The sequence below is a fragment of the Alphaproteobacteria bacterium genome, from assembly GCA_033344895.1.
Lineage (GTDB): Bacteria > Pseudomonadota > Alphaproteobacteria > UBA8366 > Aestuariispiraceae > Pacificispira.
The window spans coordinates 447,209-462,824 of sequence record JAWPMN010000001.1 but is presented as its reverse complement, the minus strand read 5'-3'; the positions used below and the strand labels follow the sequence as shown (position 1 = coordinate 462,824).

Here is a 15,616-nt window from a genome sequence, read left to right as displayed (position 1 = left end):
CGCAGAACGGGAAATGGAGGAACTGCCGATGGATAAGATCACAAAGACTCTGATCGCGGGCGCTGCCGTCGTTGGCGTCGGCGTTGCCGCCTTCGTCGTGTTTCTGGACCGATCCACGAATGACAGCGTGGAGGCGGCGCAGGCCATCTATGAAGACATCACCGCGCAACTGGCGACGACGGTGACGACCGGTCAGGCTCGTCTGAAAGCCCTTCTGGACGACCCGCGTGCCCTTGCCGAAGCCGACTGCCATTTGCCATTGGCGGAAATGCTGCAACGGCATCAGGACGAGCACGATGTCTTTCTGAGAATCCGGCCGGACGGCATGCTCGACTGCACCCCGGCGGGGCCGGTCACAAAGGACGTTGATCTTTCGAGCCGGCTCTACTTCGAACGGGCCCTGCAACACGGAAAGCCGATTGTGGGTGAGTTTCTGGTCGGCAAGGTTTCCAGCGAACCGGTGCTGGCCGTCAGCGACGTGGTAAAGAACGAAGACGGGTCCATACGCTATGTTTATGTGACCGGCCTCAAACTGACCTGGCTGAAATCGGTGATCGAAACAGCCGCGGATCAACACGATCTGGTCGTCGAACTCCACGATGCCAATGGCGTGCCTTTGTCCTATTTCGAGGACAAGAGTGCCGCGAGAACCTTCGGGCAATCGTCCCGGGCCGAACTGATTCGCCTGCCGATCCTGCCGGACCAGACGGATGTTCAGGTCGTGATCCTGGAACAGCTCTAGTGTCCGGCGGAATATCCCGTCCGGACCCTACCCTGAAAGGCTCTCCTGGGCCCGGAATTCAACATAGGTCTGAACCTCGACCAGGCTCTGTTGAACTTCCAGGCGCAGCGCGTCCTTGACGTCCTCGAACTCCGTCTGTCGGATGTCGGCGGTCTCCAGACGATTGGCCAGATCGGCGACCGCGGTCATGCCGAAGCCCATGGCCATGCCCTTCAGTTCATGGGCAGGTCTGGCGATGCAGGTGCCGTCGCGGAACCCGTCATCGATCCGTGTGAGGATGCGCTGGCATTCACCATCGAGCTTCTGCACCAGTCCAGAGACGCTTGCCGCGGAAGCCAGGTCGATCAGATCCTTGATCTGACTGAAGTCGACCCGATCGGGGTGGCTTTCGGCTTTCTCCGGCTGGGGTTCCGAGACATCTGCCATTGCCGTTGACCGGCCCTGACCGAGTTGCGCCTGGATGGCATCGTGCAGGTTTTCCTGCTTGATCGGCTTGGTCAGTACATCCTGCATGCCAGCGTCGAGGTATTCCTGCCTCTGATCCTCGAAGGCATTGGCGGTCAAGGCCAGGATCGGCACCGTGGCGGCCTGGCCACCCAGCTTGCGGATTTGGCGGGTGGCTTCCATGCCGTCCATTTCCGGCATCTGAATGTCCATCAGGATCAAATCGTATTCGTCGGGGTGATTGCGCATTTCGGCAACGGCTTCCTTTCCATTCTCGACGATCGTTGTGCGATGCCCGGCGTCGACCAGGAAACTCTCGGCGATCATCTGATTGATCGGGTTGTCCTCCGCCAGGAGGATCCGGGCGCTGTGAAGCGGGCCGTCGATCGCGGCCTCCGATTCATCGGTCTGGTCCGATTCAACGATATGGACCGGCACACAGCAGGTAACCTTGGTGCCCAGGCCGACGACACTTTCAATGTCGATCGTTCCGCCGATCGAATTGATGATCTTGTGGACGATGCTGAGACCCAGACCGGTGCCCGCGCCACGTGCGTTGCTGGCCTTGGCGAATTCTTCGAAGATTCTGTCCAGGTCCTCCTTGGGAATGCCGATACCTTCATCCTGAACCGACAGTTTCAACTGCGACAGTTCGTTCGTTCGTTCGATGACGTCGAAAGACACCGTGACTTTGCCCTTGTCCGAGTATTTCAGGGCGTTGCCGACCAGATTGAACAGGATCTGCCGGATATGAGTGACATCCCCGATATAGGTCCCGACATCCGTGGCCGGGGCGTCAGCGATCAGTGTCAGGTTCTTGTCCTCGAACTGGAAGCTGAAGATGGATTTGATATCCGACGCCAGTCCGCCGAGCGTGAATTCCTCTTCCGAATGCTGCAGCTTGTCGGATTCGATCCGGGAGAAGTCCAGAACCTGGTTGATCAGGGACAAAAGATAGAATCCCGAACTCTTGGCAACTTCCAGTCGGGAACGAAACTCTTCCTCCATCTGGTATCGATCGGCCATCTGAAGCACGCCGAGAATGCCGTTCATTGGGGTTCGGATATCGTGCGAGATCGCGGCAACAAAGCGAGATTTCGCCTGTGTCGCGGCGTATGCGGCCTCTTTCTGCCTTTCCAACGCGATCTCGTGGCGGCGACGGGAATCCTCGTGCCGGAGCAGCGTAGCGAGGATCAGGACGCCGATCAGATTTGCTATCCCGAGTATCGGCCAGAGATTTACAAGCACCTCGAGTTGTTTGGCCTGAGGCAGAAACAGCACGACCGGCATGGTCAAGACGGTCACGCAAAGGGTAAGCAGCATCAGACGCGCAATGTCGTATTGATTTTCCGATGCCTTGCGATTGTACCAAAAACCCCAAATGGCTCCGGCCAGGCAGAATACAACGACATATACAGCTCCAGGGATGGCTCCGGCGCCGCCTAGCGTCATGCGCGTTACGACACCGATAACCATGGAAATTCCTGCCGCGACCGGACCACCGACAATGCCAGCAAGCAAAAGCGGCGCCCCCCGACCATCGCCCAGGATTCCGGGCTCCAACTCGACTGGCACATTCATCAGGACGGCCGCACCGCTACCAAAAGTGACCCCAATGATCCAAGCATAGGCTCCGTGGCCTCGAGTGCCTTCTATCGCTCTCATGGCGCCAGATAAGGACACAGCCCAGGCCAGCAGCGCCAACATGCCGACATTGGCGACCAGCGGGACCAGATGGAGACTGAAATCAATCATCGAAGTATCCTCATCCATAAGTGCGAAGGTTTGACGCGACTAACCCTGTTCCCTACCTAGATGAACTGACTTTCCGGCGGCAGGGCCAGGGCCTCGCCGATCGTGCCGGGTGTACCCTCCGCCAGGAAATCGCGCAGATTGTCGATCCCCATCGGGCGAGCCAGCAGAAAACCCTGAACCGAGTTGCAGCCCATCTCCGCCAGCGCGTGCGTCTGATCCAACGTTTCCACGCCTTCCGCGACGACGTTCAGGCCAAGCCGGTGCGCCAGGTCGATGGTCGACGCGACGATGGATCGTGATTTCGAGCAATCCGGCAGACGGTCGACGAAGGACTTGTCGATCTTCAGTTCCGAGAACGGAAGCCGCTGCAGTTGCGACATGGTCGAATGGCCCGTGCCGTAATCGTCGATCGACACACTGAAGCCGCGCAACCGAAGCCGCAGGACGTTTTCGATGGCATTGTAGAGGCGCGTTACGACCCCGTGCTCGGTGACTTCCAGGACGAAGTCGGTGGAGCGCAGACCGCGCTGGGCGGCAATGTCGCTCATCCGGTCGGGGAAGCGCGGGTCGACGAGCTGGTCGCCTTCGACATTCAGGGCGACCGGGATGTCGTAGCCGGCCTGCCTGAGGTCGGCAAGGTCGTCCGCAGCCGCACAGAACATCGCCTCGGCCAGTTCGTCGGCATGGCCGAGCGCCAGCAGTCGCGGCAGAAATGTCCCCGGCCCCAGGACCCCGTGGACGGGGTGGATCCAGCGTGCCAGTGCCTCCACGCCGTTGCAGACCAGGCGGCTCATCGAGATCTTCGGCTGATAGAAGGGAATGATCTCGCCCTGCTTCAGGGCCGATACGATTTCGGCATCGCTGAAGGTTTTCGTGGCCGGTGACATGGATGAACCGGCCTTTTCTTCGGATTGAAGGGTCAGAAGGGCCTCCAGTTCATCAATGGATACCGGTTTCTGCAGGGCGCCGATTACATTCAGTCCGCGCGCGGTCGCCAGTTCCTTGGTGGTTTCCAGGATCTGACGGTCGACGCCGCTCAACAGGATGACATTGGCGGCGTAGTTTCGCTCGGCCAGCCAACCGGTCAGTTTGATCCCGTCGGACTCCGGCATCGAAAGATCCAGGGCGATGACGTCGAGATCCGGCGAAAAGCGCGCCTCGAATTGTGCGAAATCGTGGGCCGCATGGGTTTCCAGCCCGATTTCCGCAGCGACATCGCAGACAAGTTCCGCAAAGTCGGGTTCGTCATCGACGACAAGCAGTTTGCGTCTGGTTGATATCGAGTTCACGAGACGTCTCCCCTGACGAGAATTTTCTCTTCGTGCGCCGGTGCCGTCCTGGTGGAAAGGGCTTCCGGATCGACTGCGTCCAGGGCGCTTCTCACCGCTTTCAGCAGGTCCGTTGCGGTGTATGGCTTGTCGACGAATTCGATGCAGGATTCCCCGCAGATCTTCGCCGTCAGGCTTCCGCTGAACCCTGAGGAAAGGATGACCGGAACGGCGGGTTCGCGTTGCCGGACGATACGGGCCAGATCCACGCCGTTCTGCGGGCCGGGCATGATCACATCCGTTATCACCAGATCGACGGTGTTTGTTTCCAGTGCCTTCAGGGCGGTGGAGACATCGACGGCGGTGATGACGTGGTATCCGTGATCGCGAAGCATCGTGACGCCGATATCGAGCAGCGCCGGCTCGTCGTCCACGAACAGGATGCGTTCACTTCCTTGGAGTTGGGCGCCTGAAAGCGGTACGTCTGCGTCAATGGACGAGACGACCTCACCATTCAGGCTTCGCGGAAGGTAAATCTGAACCGTCGTGCCGATGCCGACTTCCGAATAGATGTTCACGTCTCCACCGGATCGCTTGGCGAAGGCATAGACCATGCTCAAGCCGAGACCGGTGCCCTTGGATTTTTCCTTGGTCGAGAAGAACGGCTCCAGCACCCGCTCGCGAACATGCGGGGGCATGCCGGTTCCGGTGTCGCTGACCGACAGCACGACGAAATCCCGAGACTTGCCCTTGATGGTGCCGAGGTTTGGCAGCCTGTCCGTCGTCTTGTTGGATATCTCGATATAGATGTCGCCGCCTTCCGGCATCGCGTCCCGGCCATTGATGACCAGATTGATGATGGCGTCTTCCAGATCGCCGCGTACGATTTCGGCGGGCCAGAGATCGGGCTGGGCATAGATCTGAAGCCCGATCCGGCTGGTAATGGATTTGGACAGAATCTCCTTCAGGCCCTCGACGAGGGTGGCCACGTCCGTGGGTTCGCCCAGGCCCTTTTCCTGGCGCGATACGTTCAGCAGCTTCCGGGTCAGGTCGCTGCCCCGTTTGGTCGCCTTCTCCGCGGCGTCGAGGCGCTTCTGGAGCGTTTCGTCCGTACCGGCCTTGCGCCGGATCAGGTCCAGGTTGCCCTGGATGATCCCCAGAAGGTTGTTGAAGTCATGCGCGATCCCGCCGGACAATGCGCCGATTGCCTCGACCCTGTTGGTTCGTTCCAGGGCCACTTCGGAAAGACGGCGTGCGGTAACGTCCTGCACGATGCCATTTGCGCCGATGAGGCGGTCGCGTGAATCCCGGACTGGACGGCCGATATAGTAGAGATATCTTGGACGGTTGTCCTTTCCGAGGACCTGGAATTCCGTTTCGAAACCCTTGCCTTGTTCCAGCATTGCCGTGCGGAGTTCCAGGAATGTGTCGCGGGTGTCGCTGTCCATCAGGTCGGTGAGCATGTCCAACCGAGGCGGCTCGTCACCCTGCTTCAGGCCCAGGACCTCATACATTCCGGCGGACCATTTGATGCTGTCGTCTTCTATGTTGATCTGCCAGCTTCCCAGCCCGGCAATCTCTTCCGCCTTGTCCAGGACGCCGCGGTCGGCCGCTCTGCGCATCTCCGATCGTTCGGCGTTGTTGCGCAGCGCGGCGATCTTCACGGAGGAGCGCACGGCGCGCTCGAGGGTTTCCGGGGACAGGGCGGATTTCGCTAGATAATCGTCGGCCCCGTTCTTCATGGCGGTGGCGGCCAGCATGTCGTTACCGGCACCCGACAGCATGATGATGGCAGGCACGACGTCGGACTTTTCGACCAGTTCCGCCAGGAATTCGAGGCCGGAAGCGCCCGGCAGACCATTGTCGATCAGGATGCAGTCGAACTTTCTGGAGGCGTAAATCGACCTTGCCTCTTCGGCATCGGCAGCTTCGTGCAGCGAGACCGATAGGTCGGATCGGTCGAGACACCGCCGGACCTGCATCCGGTCCAGTGTTTCATCGTCCACGACCAGGATTTCAAGCGTGTTAGGCATCGGGCAACTCCACGGTTCGACTGTAGATGTCAAAGAGAGAACCGATGTCCTTCAGGGCGTCGTCCGTTCCACGCTTCAGCAGGTAGCCGGCCACGTTCTGGCTGTATGCCAGCTCGCGGTCCTCGGATGTTCCGGAGGTGGAGTAGACAAAGACGATCGAGTTCGCCAGGTCCGGGTCCTCGCGCACGGCCGCCATGAATTCATGGCCGTTCATGCGCGGCATGTTGATATCCGTTACAATGACGGTCTTCTCGCCCTTGCCGGGCTGACCCTTTTTTGCCTCGCCCTTGCCACCCATCAGGGATTGCAGCAGTTCCAGGGCCTCGGCACCGTCACCTGCATCGATCACGCGACATTTGGCGCCAGCCTTGTTAAGGGCGCGGTGAAACAGCATGCGGTCGACTTCGTCGTCTTCAACCAGAAGAATATTCATCGTCTTCCTCCATCAAGCCGCGTTGGCTTGCGCCTTGTTTCGCGGCCAATCGATATGCACGGCCGCACCGCGCCCATCGTCGGTGTCAGAAATCGAGGCCCTGCCGCCGGCGACCTCCAGCACCCGGCGCACGATGGCCAGGCCCATGCCGCTGCCTTCCACGGAATCACGGGATTTGAGGGTCTGGAACAGGGCGAAGACACGCTCGCGGTACTGTTCCGGAATCCCGGGACCGTCGTCGGAAATCGTGATGCGGTCGAACCCGTCCAGCCGCGATGCCGATACCTTGATCGTTCCGGTTTCGCCGTCATGGTGCTTGACGGCGTTGCCGATGACATTGGCGACCACCTGCTGGAACGCGATCGGCGTCCCGTGCAGTTCGGGCAGATCGTCCGATATCTCCAGCTCGAATCGCTGTTCCTCGTTCAGCAGATCGAAGGCTTCCTGGATCTTTTCCTCCGGACGGAAATCGGTCGTACTCATTTCAGACCGGCCGATGCGGGAATACTGCAGCAGGTCTTCCAGCATGCGTTCCATGCGTTGCACCCGGTCGGTCATCAGCCGGAACTTCTCGTCCGCGTCCTCGTCGACATTCTCGCCGAGATCCTCGCGCAGCCAGCCGATCAGATTGCCGATCCCGCGCAGCGGCGCCCGCAGGTCATGCGATGCGGTATAGGCAAAACTCTCCAGGTCCTCGTTGGAGCGCTGAAGCTCCTGGGTCATCTCCGCCAACTGCTTCTGGACCGCCTTGCGTTCCTCAATCTCGGAAGCCAGGCTCCGATTGGAATCGAGCAGGTCAGAGTTGGATGTCTGCAATTCCGTCGTGCGATCCGCCAACTGCTTTTGAACCGCCTTGCGTTCCTCAATTTCGGAGGCAAGGCTCCGATTGGAATCGAGCAGGTCAGAGTTGGATGTCTGCAATTCTTGGGTTCGCAGCGCCAATTCGCCTTTCGCGGCCGCATGTTCCTTGACCTCGGTCGCAAGCCGCTGGTTCGAATTCATCAGCTCGCTGAGGCTGGGCAGGCCCTGCAGGGCGGGCATGATCTGCCAGACCAGAAAGGCCGTTGCGATGGAGACCATGGCGGTCGCCAGCTTGATCAATGCCTGGAAGGCGTAGTTCGGCTCCCAGAGAACATAGATATTGACCGCATGCGTCACGCCGCACAGCAGGATGAATGCAGCGAAGGTGTAGAGGACCCAGCCGAATTGAATGTCGGTTCGGGACCGGACCAGCTTGTAGAGGGCAACGGGAATGATCAGATAGGCGAGCGTGATCAGCAGATCCGCGCCGGCGTGGGCGAAAACCAGATCGGGGCGCCACGCGAAGCAGACTCCGTGGGGCATCAGCCCGGCACCGTCGAAAAGGTTCGTCAATGTATCGATCATGTCTGACAGCCCTGTGTTTTGATTCCAGCGGGCCGTTTGAGAGCGCCGCCTGTTAACGCACTTTCAGGTTATAGGGCTGTCACTTGATCCTGTTTTTGGTGTATTGTGACTCGAATGTGACTCTGGGGGCGTTTGTGACGCATGACTGGGCCATCGCCATCGCGCATCCTGATCATTGAGGATGTTCTTATAATTCAAGAGTTTCTCCGCCTTCAGATGGAGGCTGGGGGGCATGAAGTCACGGCCGTCGGTGAGGCGGAAGAGGCGCTGGCGGCGGTCAAACAGACTGTCTTCGATTTGATTCTGATGGATCTCGGATTACCGGACGAGGATGGACTGGTCCTGATCCGTCGTATTCGAACCCTGCGCGATACGCCCATCGTTGTCCTGACCGCGCGGCAGGAGGATGAGGCACGGCTGGCCGCATTCGAGGCGGGCGTCGACGACTACATCGACAAACAGGTGAACGCGCGGGAACTCCTGGCGCGCATCAAGAACGTTCTGAACCGAAACAATGGGCGCGCCGGCCCAATCGACAACGACGCCACGCAGCGCTTCGGCGGCTGGAGCCTCGATCTTGATGCCTACAGCCTGAAGGACGCGGACGGGCGTCCAGTCGATCTTACGCCAATGGAACTCCGTATTCTCGGCGCGCTTGTCCGGGCGAACCGCCGGGTCCTCAGCCGCGATCAGTTGCTGGATGCGGTTTCCGACACGGCGGATCCCCCGACGGATCGCATGATTGACGCCTATGTCAGCCGAATTCGGCGCAAAATGGGCGATGTTTCAGTCATTCAGACGGTGCGTGGTGTCGGATATCGGCTGAACGTCGGTGACGGCGAAGCATAGGTTCGGCATTTTCCCGCGTAGGGAGCAAATGCGTTCAAACCTGGTGAAACCCGTGCTGTTCCAGCAAGCCGATGATCAAATTTTTCGCCTCGGTGCGGTGGCGTATGTGCAGGGCCCTGGCCTTCGCGCCGTCACCGGCAAGGATGGCGTTGAACAGGGCGCGGTGATCCTCGTTTGACTTGATCGGGGAGGGACGCAGCCGCACGGTCAGCATCCGGGCGCGATGGACCTGATCGTTGAAGGAATCGACGATCGCCGCCAGGCGGTTGTTGCCGCCCAGATGCACCAGCAGATCATGGAACCGCTTGTCGGCCTGGGCCCAGGCTTCCCGGTCGTCCCGCGACAGGGCCCGGTCCATGTCCTTCAATGTCGCCTCGACGGCAGCCCGATCCGCCGGATCGACCGGTCCGGACGCGGCCTTTTCGGCGGCATGGGCCTCCAGTTCGGTCAGGACCTCGTAGATTTCTTCCATATCGCGGGCCGAAAGCGGCAGGACACGGACCCCGCGCCGGGGGCGAACCTCGACCAGCCCCTGGGATTCCAAAACGATGACCGCCTCGCGCACCGGCGTGCGGGACATGTTCAGCATCTCCGCCAGTTCGGTTTCCAGGTAGTTGGATCCCGGCGGCAACTGGTTGTTGACGATCATGTCGCGCAATTCATGCACCGCCCGCTGGGTCTGCGACAGGCCCTTGGCCGGTTGATCTTCCACGCCTTGTGCGGCGGTGCTGGCATGATGCGCGGCGTTCATTGCGTGAGGTAAACCTTCCTGCCCAGATCGGCGGATTCGTAGATGGCGGATTCTATCGCGATATTGCGCAGATAGGAACCAGCCCGATTTTCGATTTCGGTCCCTTCCAGCAGTCCGTCGACAACATGGGATTGCAGGGCGTGAACGCAGTCGCCCCCGAACCCTGCCGATTCCGGGGGCGCCGCCACGAGGGTCCAGTTGTTTTCGCCGAATGCCCGGATATGCAGGGCCCCGTCGCCGGACAGGCGCAATTCGCCCCGGTCGCCTTCCAGCGACATCTCGCCCATCGTCAGGCGCCGGTTCTCCGCAGGATGGTCGAGCAGGCGGTTGCCGTCATAGAGCGCGCGCACACCGTCCTCGAACCCGAACAGGATGCTGCCCGAGTCCTCACCGGCGATTGCGGGGTTCCGGCGTAGCAAATCGGCGAACACCCAGCTCGGCTCACCCCCAAGCAGGAATCGAAACGTGTCGACCCAATGGATCGCGGTTTCATGCACAAGGAAGCGCGGCATCTGCTGAAAATAGGGTTGGCGGGCCAGATAGGCCTCCGGCCCCTGACCGTCGCCGGGGCGCATCCGGAAGCTTGCCTGCATGACCGTACCGATCCGGCCCTCCCGTAGCAGCCTGCGCGCGGTGCGGTACCAGGGCTGAAACCGGAAATTCTCGTGCACCACCACCGTGGCCTCCGCAGCCTCGGCCAGTCGTACCGCCTCCTGTGCCGCGTCGATGGCGCCGCAGAATGGCTTCTGACAGATGATTGCCCGCACGCCGCTGTCCAGGGCGAGACGGATCATGTCCAGATGGGTGTCCGGCGGGGTGGCGATGTCGACGAGGTCGGGCCGCACGGATTGCAGCATCCGGGCCGGATCGTCGAATGCCGATGCGCCGGTGGCCCGTGCCTTGGCGATATCCCGGTCGGCGACCGCCGTCAGATCGGCCCGCGGGATGCGTCGCCAGGCATCGTGATGGAACTGCGCGAAGTAGCCGGCGCCGATAACGGCGACCTTCAAAGGGTCGGAAAACGTGCCGGATTTCACGATGTACGCCCCTCCAGCGCGGCGATCACGGCATCGGCGACGGCTTCGGTGTCGCAGTCGCCGCCCAGATCCGGCGTCAGGTGCGTGCCGTCGGCAATGACCCTGTCCGTGGCGTCCCGCAGACGTCCGGCGGCTTCGCCCAGTCCCGCTTCCGGATGCCGGGTGGCCAGCCAGTCCAGCATCATCCCGCCAGACAGGATCATCGCAATGGGATTGGCGATGCCTTGCCCGGCAATGTCCGGGGCGCTGCCGTGGCACGGTTGGAAGACCCCATACCCGTCGCCGATATCGGCGGAAGGTGCCAGGCCCAGCCCGCCCATCAGGCCCGCCCCCAGGTCCGACAGAATGTCGCCGAACATGTTTTCTGTGACCAGTACATCCAGGGCCCAGGGCGCGGCGACCATCCGCAGGGCCATTGCATCGACATAGGATGCGTCATGCGCCACATCCGGATTTTGGGCGGCCTCTTCCTCGAAGATTTCGCGGAAGAAGGCGAAAGCGCGAAAGACATTGGCCTTGTCGACGCAGGTGACCTTTCCCTTCCGGCCGTCCCGAAGGCCGCGCTGCCGTGCCAGTGCGAAAGTCTGACGGAACAGCTTGCGCGACGTCTCGCGGGTGATCACCAGCGTTTCGCGGGCTTCGTCCCGACTGACCTCGCCACGGCCCATCGACCAGAACAGGCCTTCGGTCGATTCCCGGATCAGCATGAAATCGACGATGCGATCATCGGGAAGCCGCAACGGCGTGGGGTAGCCGGGGGCAATGCGGACCGGGCGCAGGCCGGCGTAGAGGTCCAACTCCTTGCGCAACTCGATCTGCGGTGAAATCTCGGTACCGTCCGGATAGCGGATGGCGGGGTCGCCCATCGCCGACAGCAGGATCGCATCGGCCGCACGGGCTGTGGCCAGCGACGCCGCCGGAAGCGACTCGCCGGTCCGGGCATAGTGTCCCGCGCCGGCCGGCGCCTCCTCGAACATCAGGGTGAACTTCCCCGACAACGCCTGCAGCCGTTCCAGCACACGGCAGGTCGGCGCCGTGATCTCCGGCCCGATACCGTCCCCGGAGAAAACGGCGATTTTGAATTCCGACGGCATGGTTCCTCCCATCATCGCGTCTACCCGACAGAACCGCGTTGCCGGGTGTTTGTGAAGCATTATTGACGGTGCATATTATTATGTATACATAAACACACACAACAACAAACACACCATTGAAACAGGAGGAAACGATGAGGAGGATTTTGAGGGTGGCCGCGCTGGCGGCTTTGGGTCTGGGGATCGCGACCGGTGCACAGGCGCAAAGCTATCCCTATCGCGATATCACGACTGCCGTCGTCTGGGGCGCCGGTGGCGGTACGGATACGATCAACCGCATGATCATGGCAGAGATGGAAAAGCACCTGCCGGTCAGCATTAACGTCATCAACCAGACGGGCGGTGTCGCCGGCTCCAACGGCATGGTCTATGTCATGAACCAGCCCGACGACGGCTATACCCTTGTCGGCCTGTCGGAATCGAATGTGACGGCTGCGGTTCAGGGGGGCTGGGATCAGAAGTTTTCCTACTGGCACCCGTTCATCGTCGGCGGGTCGCCGGACCTGATCTCGGTGCCGGCGAACTCTCCGCACAAGACGCTGCAGGATCTGATCGCGGCGGCGAAGGCCGCGCCCGGCAGCATTCCGGCGGCGGCGTCGGGGTCGGGATCGATCCACCATCTGAATTTGCTGGCAATCGAGAACGGGACCAGCGCCAGCTTCAAATTTGTCCCTTACAAGGGGTCGGCCCCCGGTCAGGAAGCCGCCGTTGCGGGTGAGGTTGCCGTCGTCGTCACATCACTGGCGGAGCAGCAGCCGCTGATCGACGGTGGGCTGCTGCGGCCGCTGGCGACGTTGACGCCGGAACCGGCCACGGTCGGATCGGTGGAGATTCCGTCCGCTTTCACGATGTATGACGGGTTGGACAAATATCTGCCGCTGAAGCAGGCCATCGGTTTTGCCGTGCATGCCTCCGCTCCCGACGAGGTGAAGGCGGCCCTGACCGACGCCTTCGACAAGGCAATGGCCTCTGACACGGTCGCGGACTGGGCCAGGACCAACCATTACGACATTTCCGGCCAGTCGGGCGATGACGCTTCCGCCGTCTTCGCCAAGCTGGAAAGCACGTTCGCCTGGACCCTTTGGGATCTCGGCGCCGCCAAGGTCGACCCGGCGTCGCTGGGAATCGAGAAACCCTGACCGGTTTCGGGTTCATGTGGGAAGCGCCGGTCCGTCAGCCTACGCGGGCCGGCCGCTTTCCCGGCGAGTGGAGCGGGAAATGGAAGACAAGGCAGGTTTGCGAACGCGGGATTTCTGGACGTCCCTGTTTCTGATCGCGGTATCGATACTGTTCCTGCGGCAGACCAGTTCGCTGCCGTTCTATGAGGCGAAGGCCGCGGGGGTCGATTCCGCGCAATGGTTCAATTCCGCCGCAATCGTGCCCTTCGGCATTTTCGGGATGCTGCTGCTTCTGGCGCTGGTCCTTCTCGGCATTTCGATCCGGGACGGCGGGGCATCGCGGGCTCTGACATCCATCGCCCCAGCGCGAACGGTATATCCGCAATGGGGGGCGCTTCGCCGGATACTCCTTCTGTCGCTGATCCTGATCGCCTATATCGGCGGTTTGGTGCCGCGTGTGGATTTCATCCTGGCCAGCGGACTGACCCTCACGGCCCTGACCTACGGGTTTCACAGCGGTCGGTCCTTACCGATGGTTCTCAGTGCGACCGGGGCGATCCTGCCGGCGGTCTATGCCGTGGTGATCCATCCGCTGCCGGCCGAATGGGCAAAGCCGCATGACGACGATGTCCTGACCCTGGTCGCCTGGCTGAGCCTGACCCTGGCGATGTTCTGCGTCGAAAGACGCCGCGGGGCGGTCGACCGGGTGGTCAGCGCGACACCCATCGTGGCGCTGCTGGTGCCGTTGATCCTGGTCATCGGGATGGCCTTCGGGTTCCGCCAGAATGTCCCGAATCGGACCGGCCTGATCTTCTCTCAGATCGAATATCACTACTACGTCACCCTGAAGCCGATGCTGAAAGGGGACTAGGGCAATGGATTTTGTTCTGACGCAGCTCGGCGCCTTCGCGGGCAGTCTTCACATGCTGGCCAGCGATCCGATGACTTATCTCTATCTGATCGTCTCGGTCTTCCTGGGCATCGTCTTCGGGGCATTGCCCGGCCTGACGGCGACGCTGGCCGTGACGATCCTGACCGGGTTCTTCGGCAACAAGTTTCCGCTGGAACAATCCCTGATCGCCCTGATCGGGGCCTATGTCGGCGCCATCTACGGCGGATCCTATCCGTCGATCCTGCTCAATATTCCCGGCACCGCGGCCTCGGCCGCAACGGCGATGGACGGCCACCCGCTTGCAAGGGAAGGGCGTGGCGGGGAGGCGTTGGGCATCACGACGACGGCATCCTTCATCGGCACCCTGTTCGGGGCGTTCTGTCTGCTGATCTTCGTCTGGCTGCTGCTGCTGGTCGCGCAGAACATCGCGTCACCGGAGAAGGCCCTGCTGGCGCTGTTCGGCATTCTTCTGTCCGGAACGTTGATGAGCCAGGATCTGGTGATCAAGGGCTGGATCGCGGGGCTTGTCGGACTGGCCATGGCCATGGTCGGCCTGGATCCGATCCTGTCCGAGGAACGCTATACCTTCGGGTGGTCCTATCTGCTGTCGGGCTTCCAGATCGTGCCGGTCCTGATGGGCGCCTTCGCAATTCCGCAGATTCTGGACGGCATGCGCGCGGCCGTATCGGGCGGGGCGCCGCTGCCCGTCGGCCGGATCGTGCCACGCCTGCGCGATGTGATGCGGCATTTCCCCGGCATCCTGCGGTCCGGCGGGATCGGAACCGGAATCGGCGCGCTGCCCGGCGTCGGGGAGGATGTCGCGGGTTGGGTGTCCTACGGTGTCGCAAAGAGCGTCGCGAAGGATTCCTCGCGCTTCGGGCTGGGATCGCTTCGCGGACTGATTTCTGCTGAAACCGCGAACAATGCCGCAATCGGCGGGGCGCTGATTCCGCTTCTGGTACTGGGTATTCCCGGGTCGCCGCCGGCGGCTGCCTTGTTGGGAGCTTTGAAGATCAACAATGTCATTCCGGGGCCGACAATCGATCCGGCGCTGATCGTCCATATCGTGGCGATCCTGGTCATGGCGTCGCTGACCATGTTCCTGATGGGCCTGTTCACGGCCCGGGTCTTCATTCTGATCCTGAAACTGCCGCGCACCGTCTTTCTGCCCGTCGTGCTGGTTCTGACTACAATCGGATCGTTTTCGGTCGGCGGCGGAATCAACGATCTGTTCCTGATGCTAGGCGTCGGTTTCGTCGCCTATGGCATGATCGCCATGAAGTACCCGATCGCGCCCCTTGTGATCGGCGTCATTCTGGGCGGGCTGTTCGATGAGACCTTCCGCCGGTCGCTGCTGATTTCCGATGGGGACCTGTCTGTTTTCGTCACGCGCCCGGGGGCGGCGATCCTGCTGTCCCTCAACGTTCTGCTGATCCTGTCGCAGATACCATTCGCACGTCGGATGTGCGCGGCGGCGCTGCCCGCCGCCTTGTCCGGAAGGAAGAACTGACATGTTTGCCGTCTGCGTAACCTTTGAGATTGATCCGGAACAGATTGAGACGTTCCTGGGGCTGATGCGCCATCAGGCCGCCACGTCGCTTGCCGAGGAACCGGGATGCCAGCGTTTCGATGTCTGGACCGACCGGGCCGCACCCGCCACGGTGTTCCTCTATGAAATCTACAGCGACCGTGCGGCCTTCGACGCTCATTTGCAGAGCACGCATTTCAAGACGTTCGATCGGGACGTGTCGCCGATGATCGTGGAAAAGTCGGTCCGGACTTACGATCAGGCAATCGAGAACTGAGGAGGAATT

14 protein-coding genes are annotated in these 15,616 nt (G+C 61.3%); 6 read left to right on the top strand and 8 right to left on the bottom strand.

Going from position 1 to position 15,616, the window contains the following annotated elements:
* Positions 1 to 28: 28 nt before the first annotated feature.
* Positions 29 to 742 carry a hypothetical protein gene (locus R8L07_02125; GenBank protein ID MDW3204313.1) on the top strand — a complete coding sequence of 238 codons (714 nt, stop codon included), beginning with the start codon at positions 29 to 31 and terminating at the stop codon, positions 740 to 742.
* Between the two features lie 27 nt (positions 743 to 769).
* On the opposite strand, the gene R8L07_02120 is transcribed toward R8L07_02125, so the two are convergent.
* From R8L07_02120 to R8L07_02100, 5 genes are read right to left on the bottom strand one after another with little or no spacing between them, the layout of a single operon-like run.
* Entirely contained in the window at positions 770 to 2,941 is a 2,172-nt protein-coding gene (locus tag R8L07_02120) for a response regulator (protein ID MDW3204312.1), read from the bottom strand.
* 56 nt (positions 2,942 to 2,997) lie between these two features.
* Complete coding sequence (locus tag R8L07_02115) at positions 2,998 to 4,230, bottom strand: EAL domain-containing response regulator (GenBank protein MDW3204311.1); 1,233 nt, start codon at positions 4,228 to 4,230, stop codon at positions 2,998 to 3,000.
* A complete protein-coding gene (locus R8L07_02110) occupies positions 4,227 to 6,242 on the bottom strand; it encodes a response regulator (GenBank protein MDW3204310.1) in 2,016 nt (671 codons plus the stop codon). The genes R8L07_02115 and R8L07_02110 overlap by 4 nt, the downstream gene beginning before the upstream one ends.
* On the bottom strand, positions 6,235 to 6,675 hold the full coding sequence (locus R8L07_02105) for a response regulator (GenBank protein MDW3204309.1): 441 nt from the start codon (positions 6,673 to 6,675) through the stop codon (positions 6,235 to 6,237). The genes R8L07_02110 and R8L07_02105 overlap by 8 nt, the downstream gene beginning before the upstream one ends.
* A gap of 12 nt (positions 6,676 to 6,687) precedes the next feature.
* On the bottom strand, positions 6,688 to 8,061 hold the full coding sequence (locus R8L07_02100; protein ID MDW3204308.1) for an ATP-binding protein: 1,374 nt from the start codon (positions 8,059 to 8,061) through the stop codon (positions 6,688 to 6,690).
* A gap of 141 nt (positions 8,062 to 8,202) precedes the next feature.
* Between R8L07_02100 and R8L07_02095 the strand changes: the two genes are divergently transcribed.
* A complete protein-coding gene (locus R8L07_02095; protein MDW3204307.1) occupies positions 8,203 to 8,910 on the top strand; it encodes a response regulator transcription factor in 708 nt (235 codons plus the stop codon).
* A 34-nt stretch (positions 8,911 to 8,944) separates the two neighbouring features.
* On the opposite strand, the gene R8L07_02090 is transcribed toward R8L07_02095, so the two are convergent.
* From R8L07_02090 to R8L07_02080, 3 genes are read right to left on the bottom strand one after another with little or no spacing between them, the layout of a single operon-like run.
* Complete coding sequence (locus R8L07_02090; protein MDW3204306.1) at positions 8,945 to 9,661, bottom strand: GntR family transcriptional regulator; 717 nt, start codon at positions 9,659 to 9,661, stop codon at positions 8,945 to 8,947.
* Positions 9,658 to 10,698 carry a Gfo/Idh/MocA family oxidoreductase gene (locus tag R8L07_02085; protein ID MDW3204305.1) on the bottom strand — a complete coding sequence of 347 codons (1,041 nt, stop codon included), beginning with the start codon at positions 10,696 to 10,698 and terminating at the stop codon, positions 9,658 to 9,660. The genes R8L07_02090 and R8L07_02085 overlap by 4 nt, the downstream gene beginning before the upstream one ends.
* On the bottom strand, positions 10,695 to 11,792 hold the full coding sequence (locus R8L07_02080; GenBank protein ID MDW3204304.1) for an isocitrate/isopropylmalate family dehydrogenase: 1,098 nt from the start codon (positions 11,790 to 11,792) through the stop codon (positions 10,695 to 10,697). The genes R8L07_02085 and R8L07_02080 overlap by 4 nt, the downstream gene beginning before the upstream one ends.
* A 134-nt stretch (positions 11,793 to 11,926) precedes the next feature.
* Here R8L07_02080 and R8L07_02075 point away from each other — a divergent pair, with 134 nt between their 5' ends.
* The 4 genes from R8L07_02075 (at position 11,927) to R8L07_02060 (ending at position 15,607) form a co-directional block, all read left to right on the top strand.
* Positions 11,927 to 12,931, top strand: a complete 1,005-nt coding sequence (locus R8L07_02075; protein MDW3204303.1) for a tripartite tricarboxylate transporter substrate-binding protein — start codon at positions 11,927 to 11,929, stop codon at positions 12,929 to 12,931.
* A 79-nt stretch (positions 12,932 to 13,010) separates the two neighbouring features.
* Entirely contained in the window at positions 13,011 to 13,781 is a 771-nt protein-coding gene (locus R8L07_02070) for a hypothetical protein (GenBank protein MDW3204302.1), read from the top strand.
* 4 nt (positions 13,782 to 13,785) lie between these two features.
* Positions 13,786 to 15,312, top strand: a complete 1,527-nt coding sequence (locus R8L07_02065; protein MDW3204301.1) for a tripartite tricarboxylate transporter permease — start codon at positions 13,786 to 13,788, stop codon at positions 15,310 to 15,312.
* Between the two features lies 1 nt (position 15,313).
* Positions 15,314 to 15,607, top strand: a complete 294-nt coding sequence (locus R8L07_02060; GenBank protein ID MDW3204300.1) for a putative quinol monooxygenase — start codon at positions 15,314 to 15,316, stop codon at positions 15,605 to 15,607.
* Positions 15,608 to 15,616: the final 9 nt, after the last annotated feature.

What these genes read in the sequence shown, in the direction of transcription:
- R8L07_02125 (MDW3204313.1), top strand. Translation starts at nt 29, where the DNA reads ATGGATAAGATCACAAAGACTCTGATCGCGGGCGCTGCCGTCGTTGGC.
- R8L07_02120 (MDW3204312.1), bottom strand. Translation starts at nt 2,941, where the DNA reads ATGATTGATTTCAGTCTCCATCTGGTCCCGCTGGTCGCCAATGTCGGC.
- R8L07_02110 (MDW3204310.1), bottom strand. Translation starts at nt 6,242, where the DNA reads ATGCCTAACACGCTTGAAATCCTGGTCGTGGACGATGAAACACTGGAC.
- R8L07_02105 (MDW3204309.1), bottom strand. Translation starts at nt 6,675, where the DNA reads ATGAATATTCTTCTGGTTGAAGACGACGAAGTCGACCGCATGCTGTTT.
- R8L07_02100 (MDW3204308.1), bottom strand. Translation starts at nt 8,061, where the DNA reads ATGATCGATACATTGACGAACCTTTTCGACGGTGCCGGGCTGATGCCC.
- R8L07_02095 (MDW3204307.1), top strand. Translation starts at nt 8,203, where the DNA reads ATGACTGGGCCATCGCCATCGCGCATCCTGATCATTGAGGATGTTCTT.
- R8L07_02090 (MDW3204306.1), bottom strand. Translation starts at nt 9,661, where the DNA reads ATGAACGCCGCGCATCATGCCAGCACCGCCGCACAAGGCGTGGAAGAT.
- R8L07_02080 (MDW3204304.1), bottom strand. Translation starts at nt 11,792, where the DNA reads ATGCCGTCGGAATTCAAAATCGCCGTTTTCTCCGGGGACGGTATCGGG.
- R8L07_02075 (MDW3204303.1), top strand. Translation starts at nt 11,927, where the DNA reads ATGAGGAGGATTTTGAGGGTGGCCGCGCTGGCGGCTTTGGGTCTGGGG.
- R8L07_02070 (MDW3204302.1), top strand. Translation starts at nt 13,011, where the DNA reads ATGGAAGACAAGGCAGGTTTGCGAACGCGGGATTTCTGGACGTCCCTG.
- R8L07_02065 (MDW3204301.1), top strand. Translation starts at nt 13,786, where the DNA reads ATGGATTTTGTTCTGACGCAGCTCGGCGCCTTCGCGGGCAGTCTTCAC.
- R8L07_02060 (MDW3204300.1), top strand. Translation starts at nt 15,314, where the DNA reads ATGTTTGCCGTCTGCGTAACCTTTGAGATTGATCCGGAACAGATTGAG.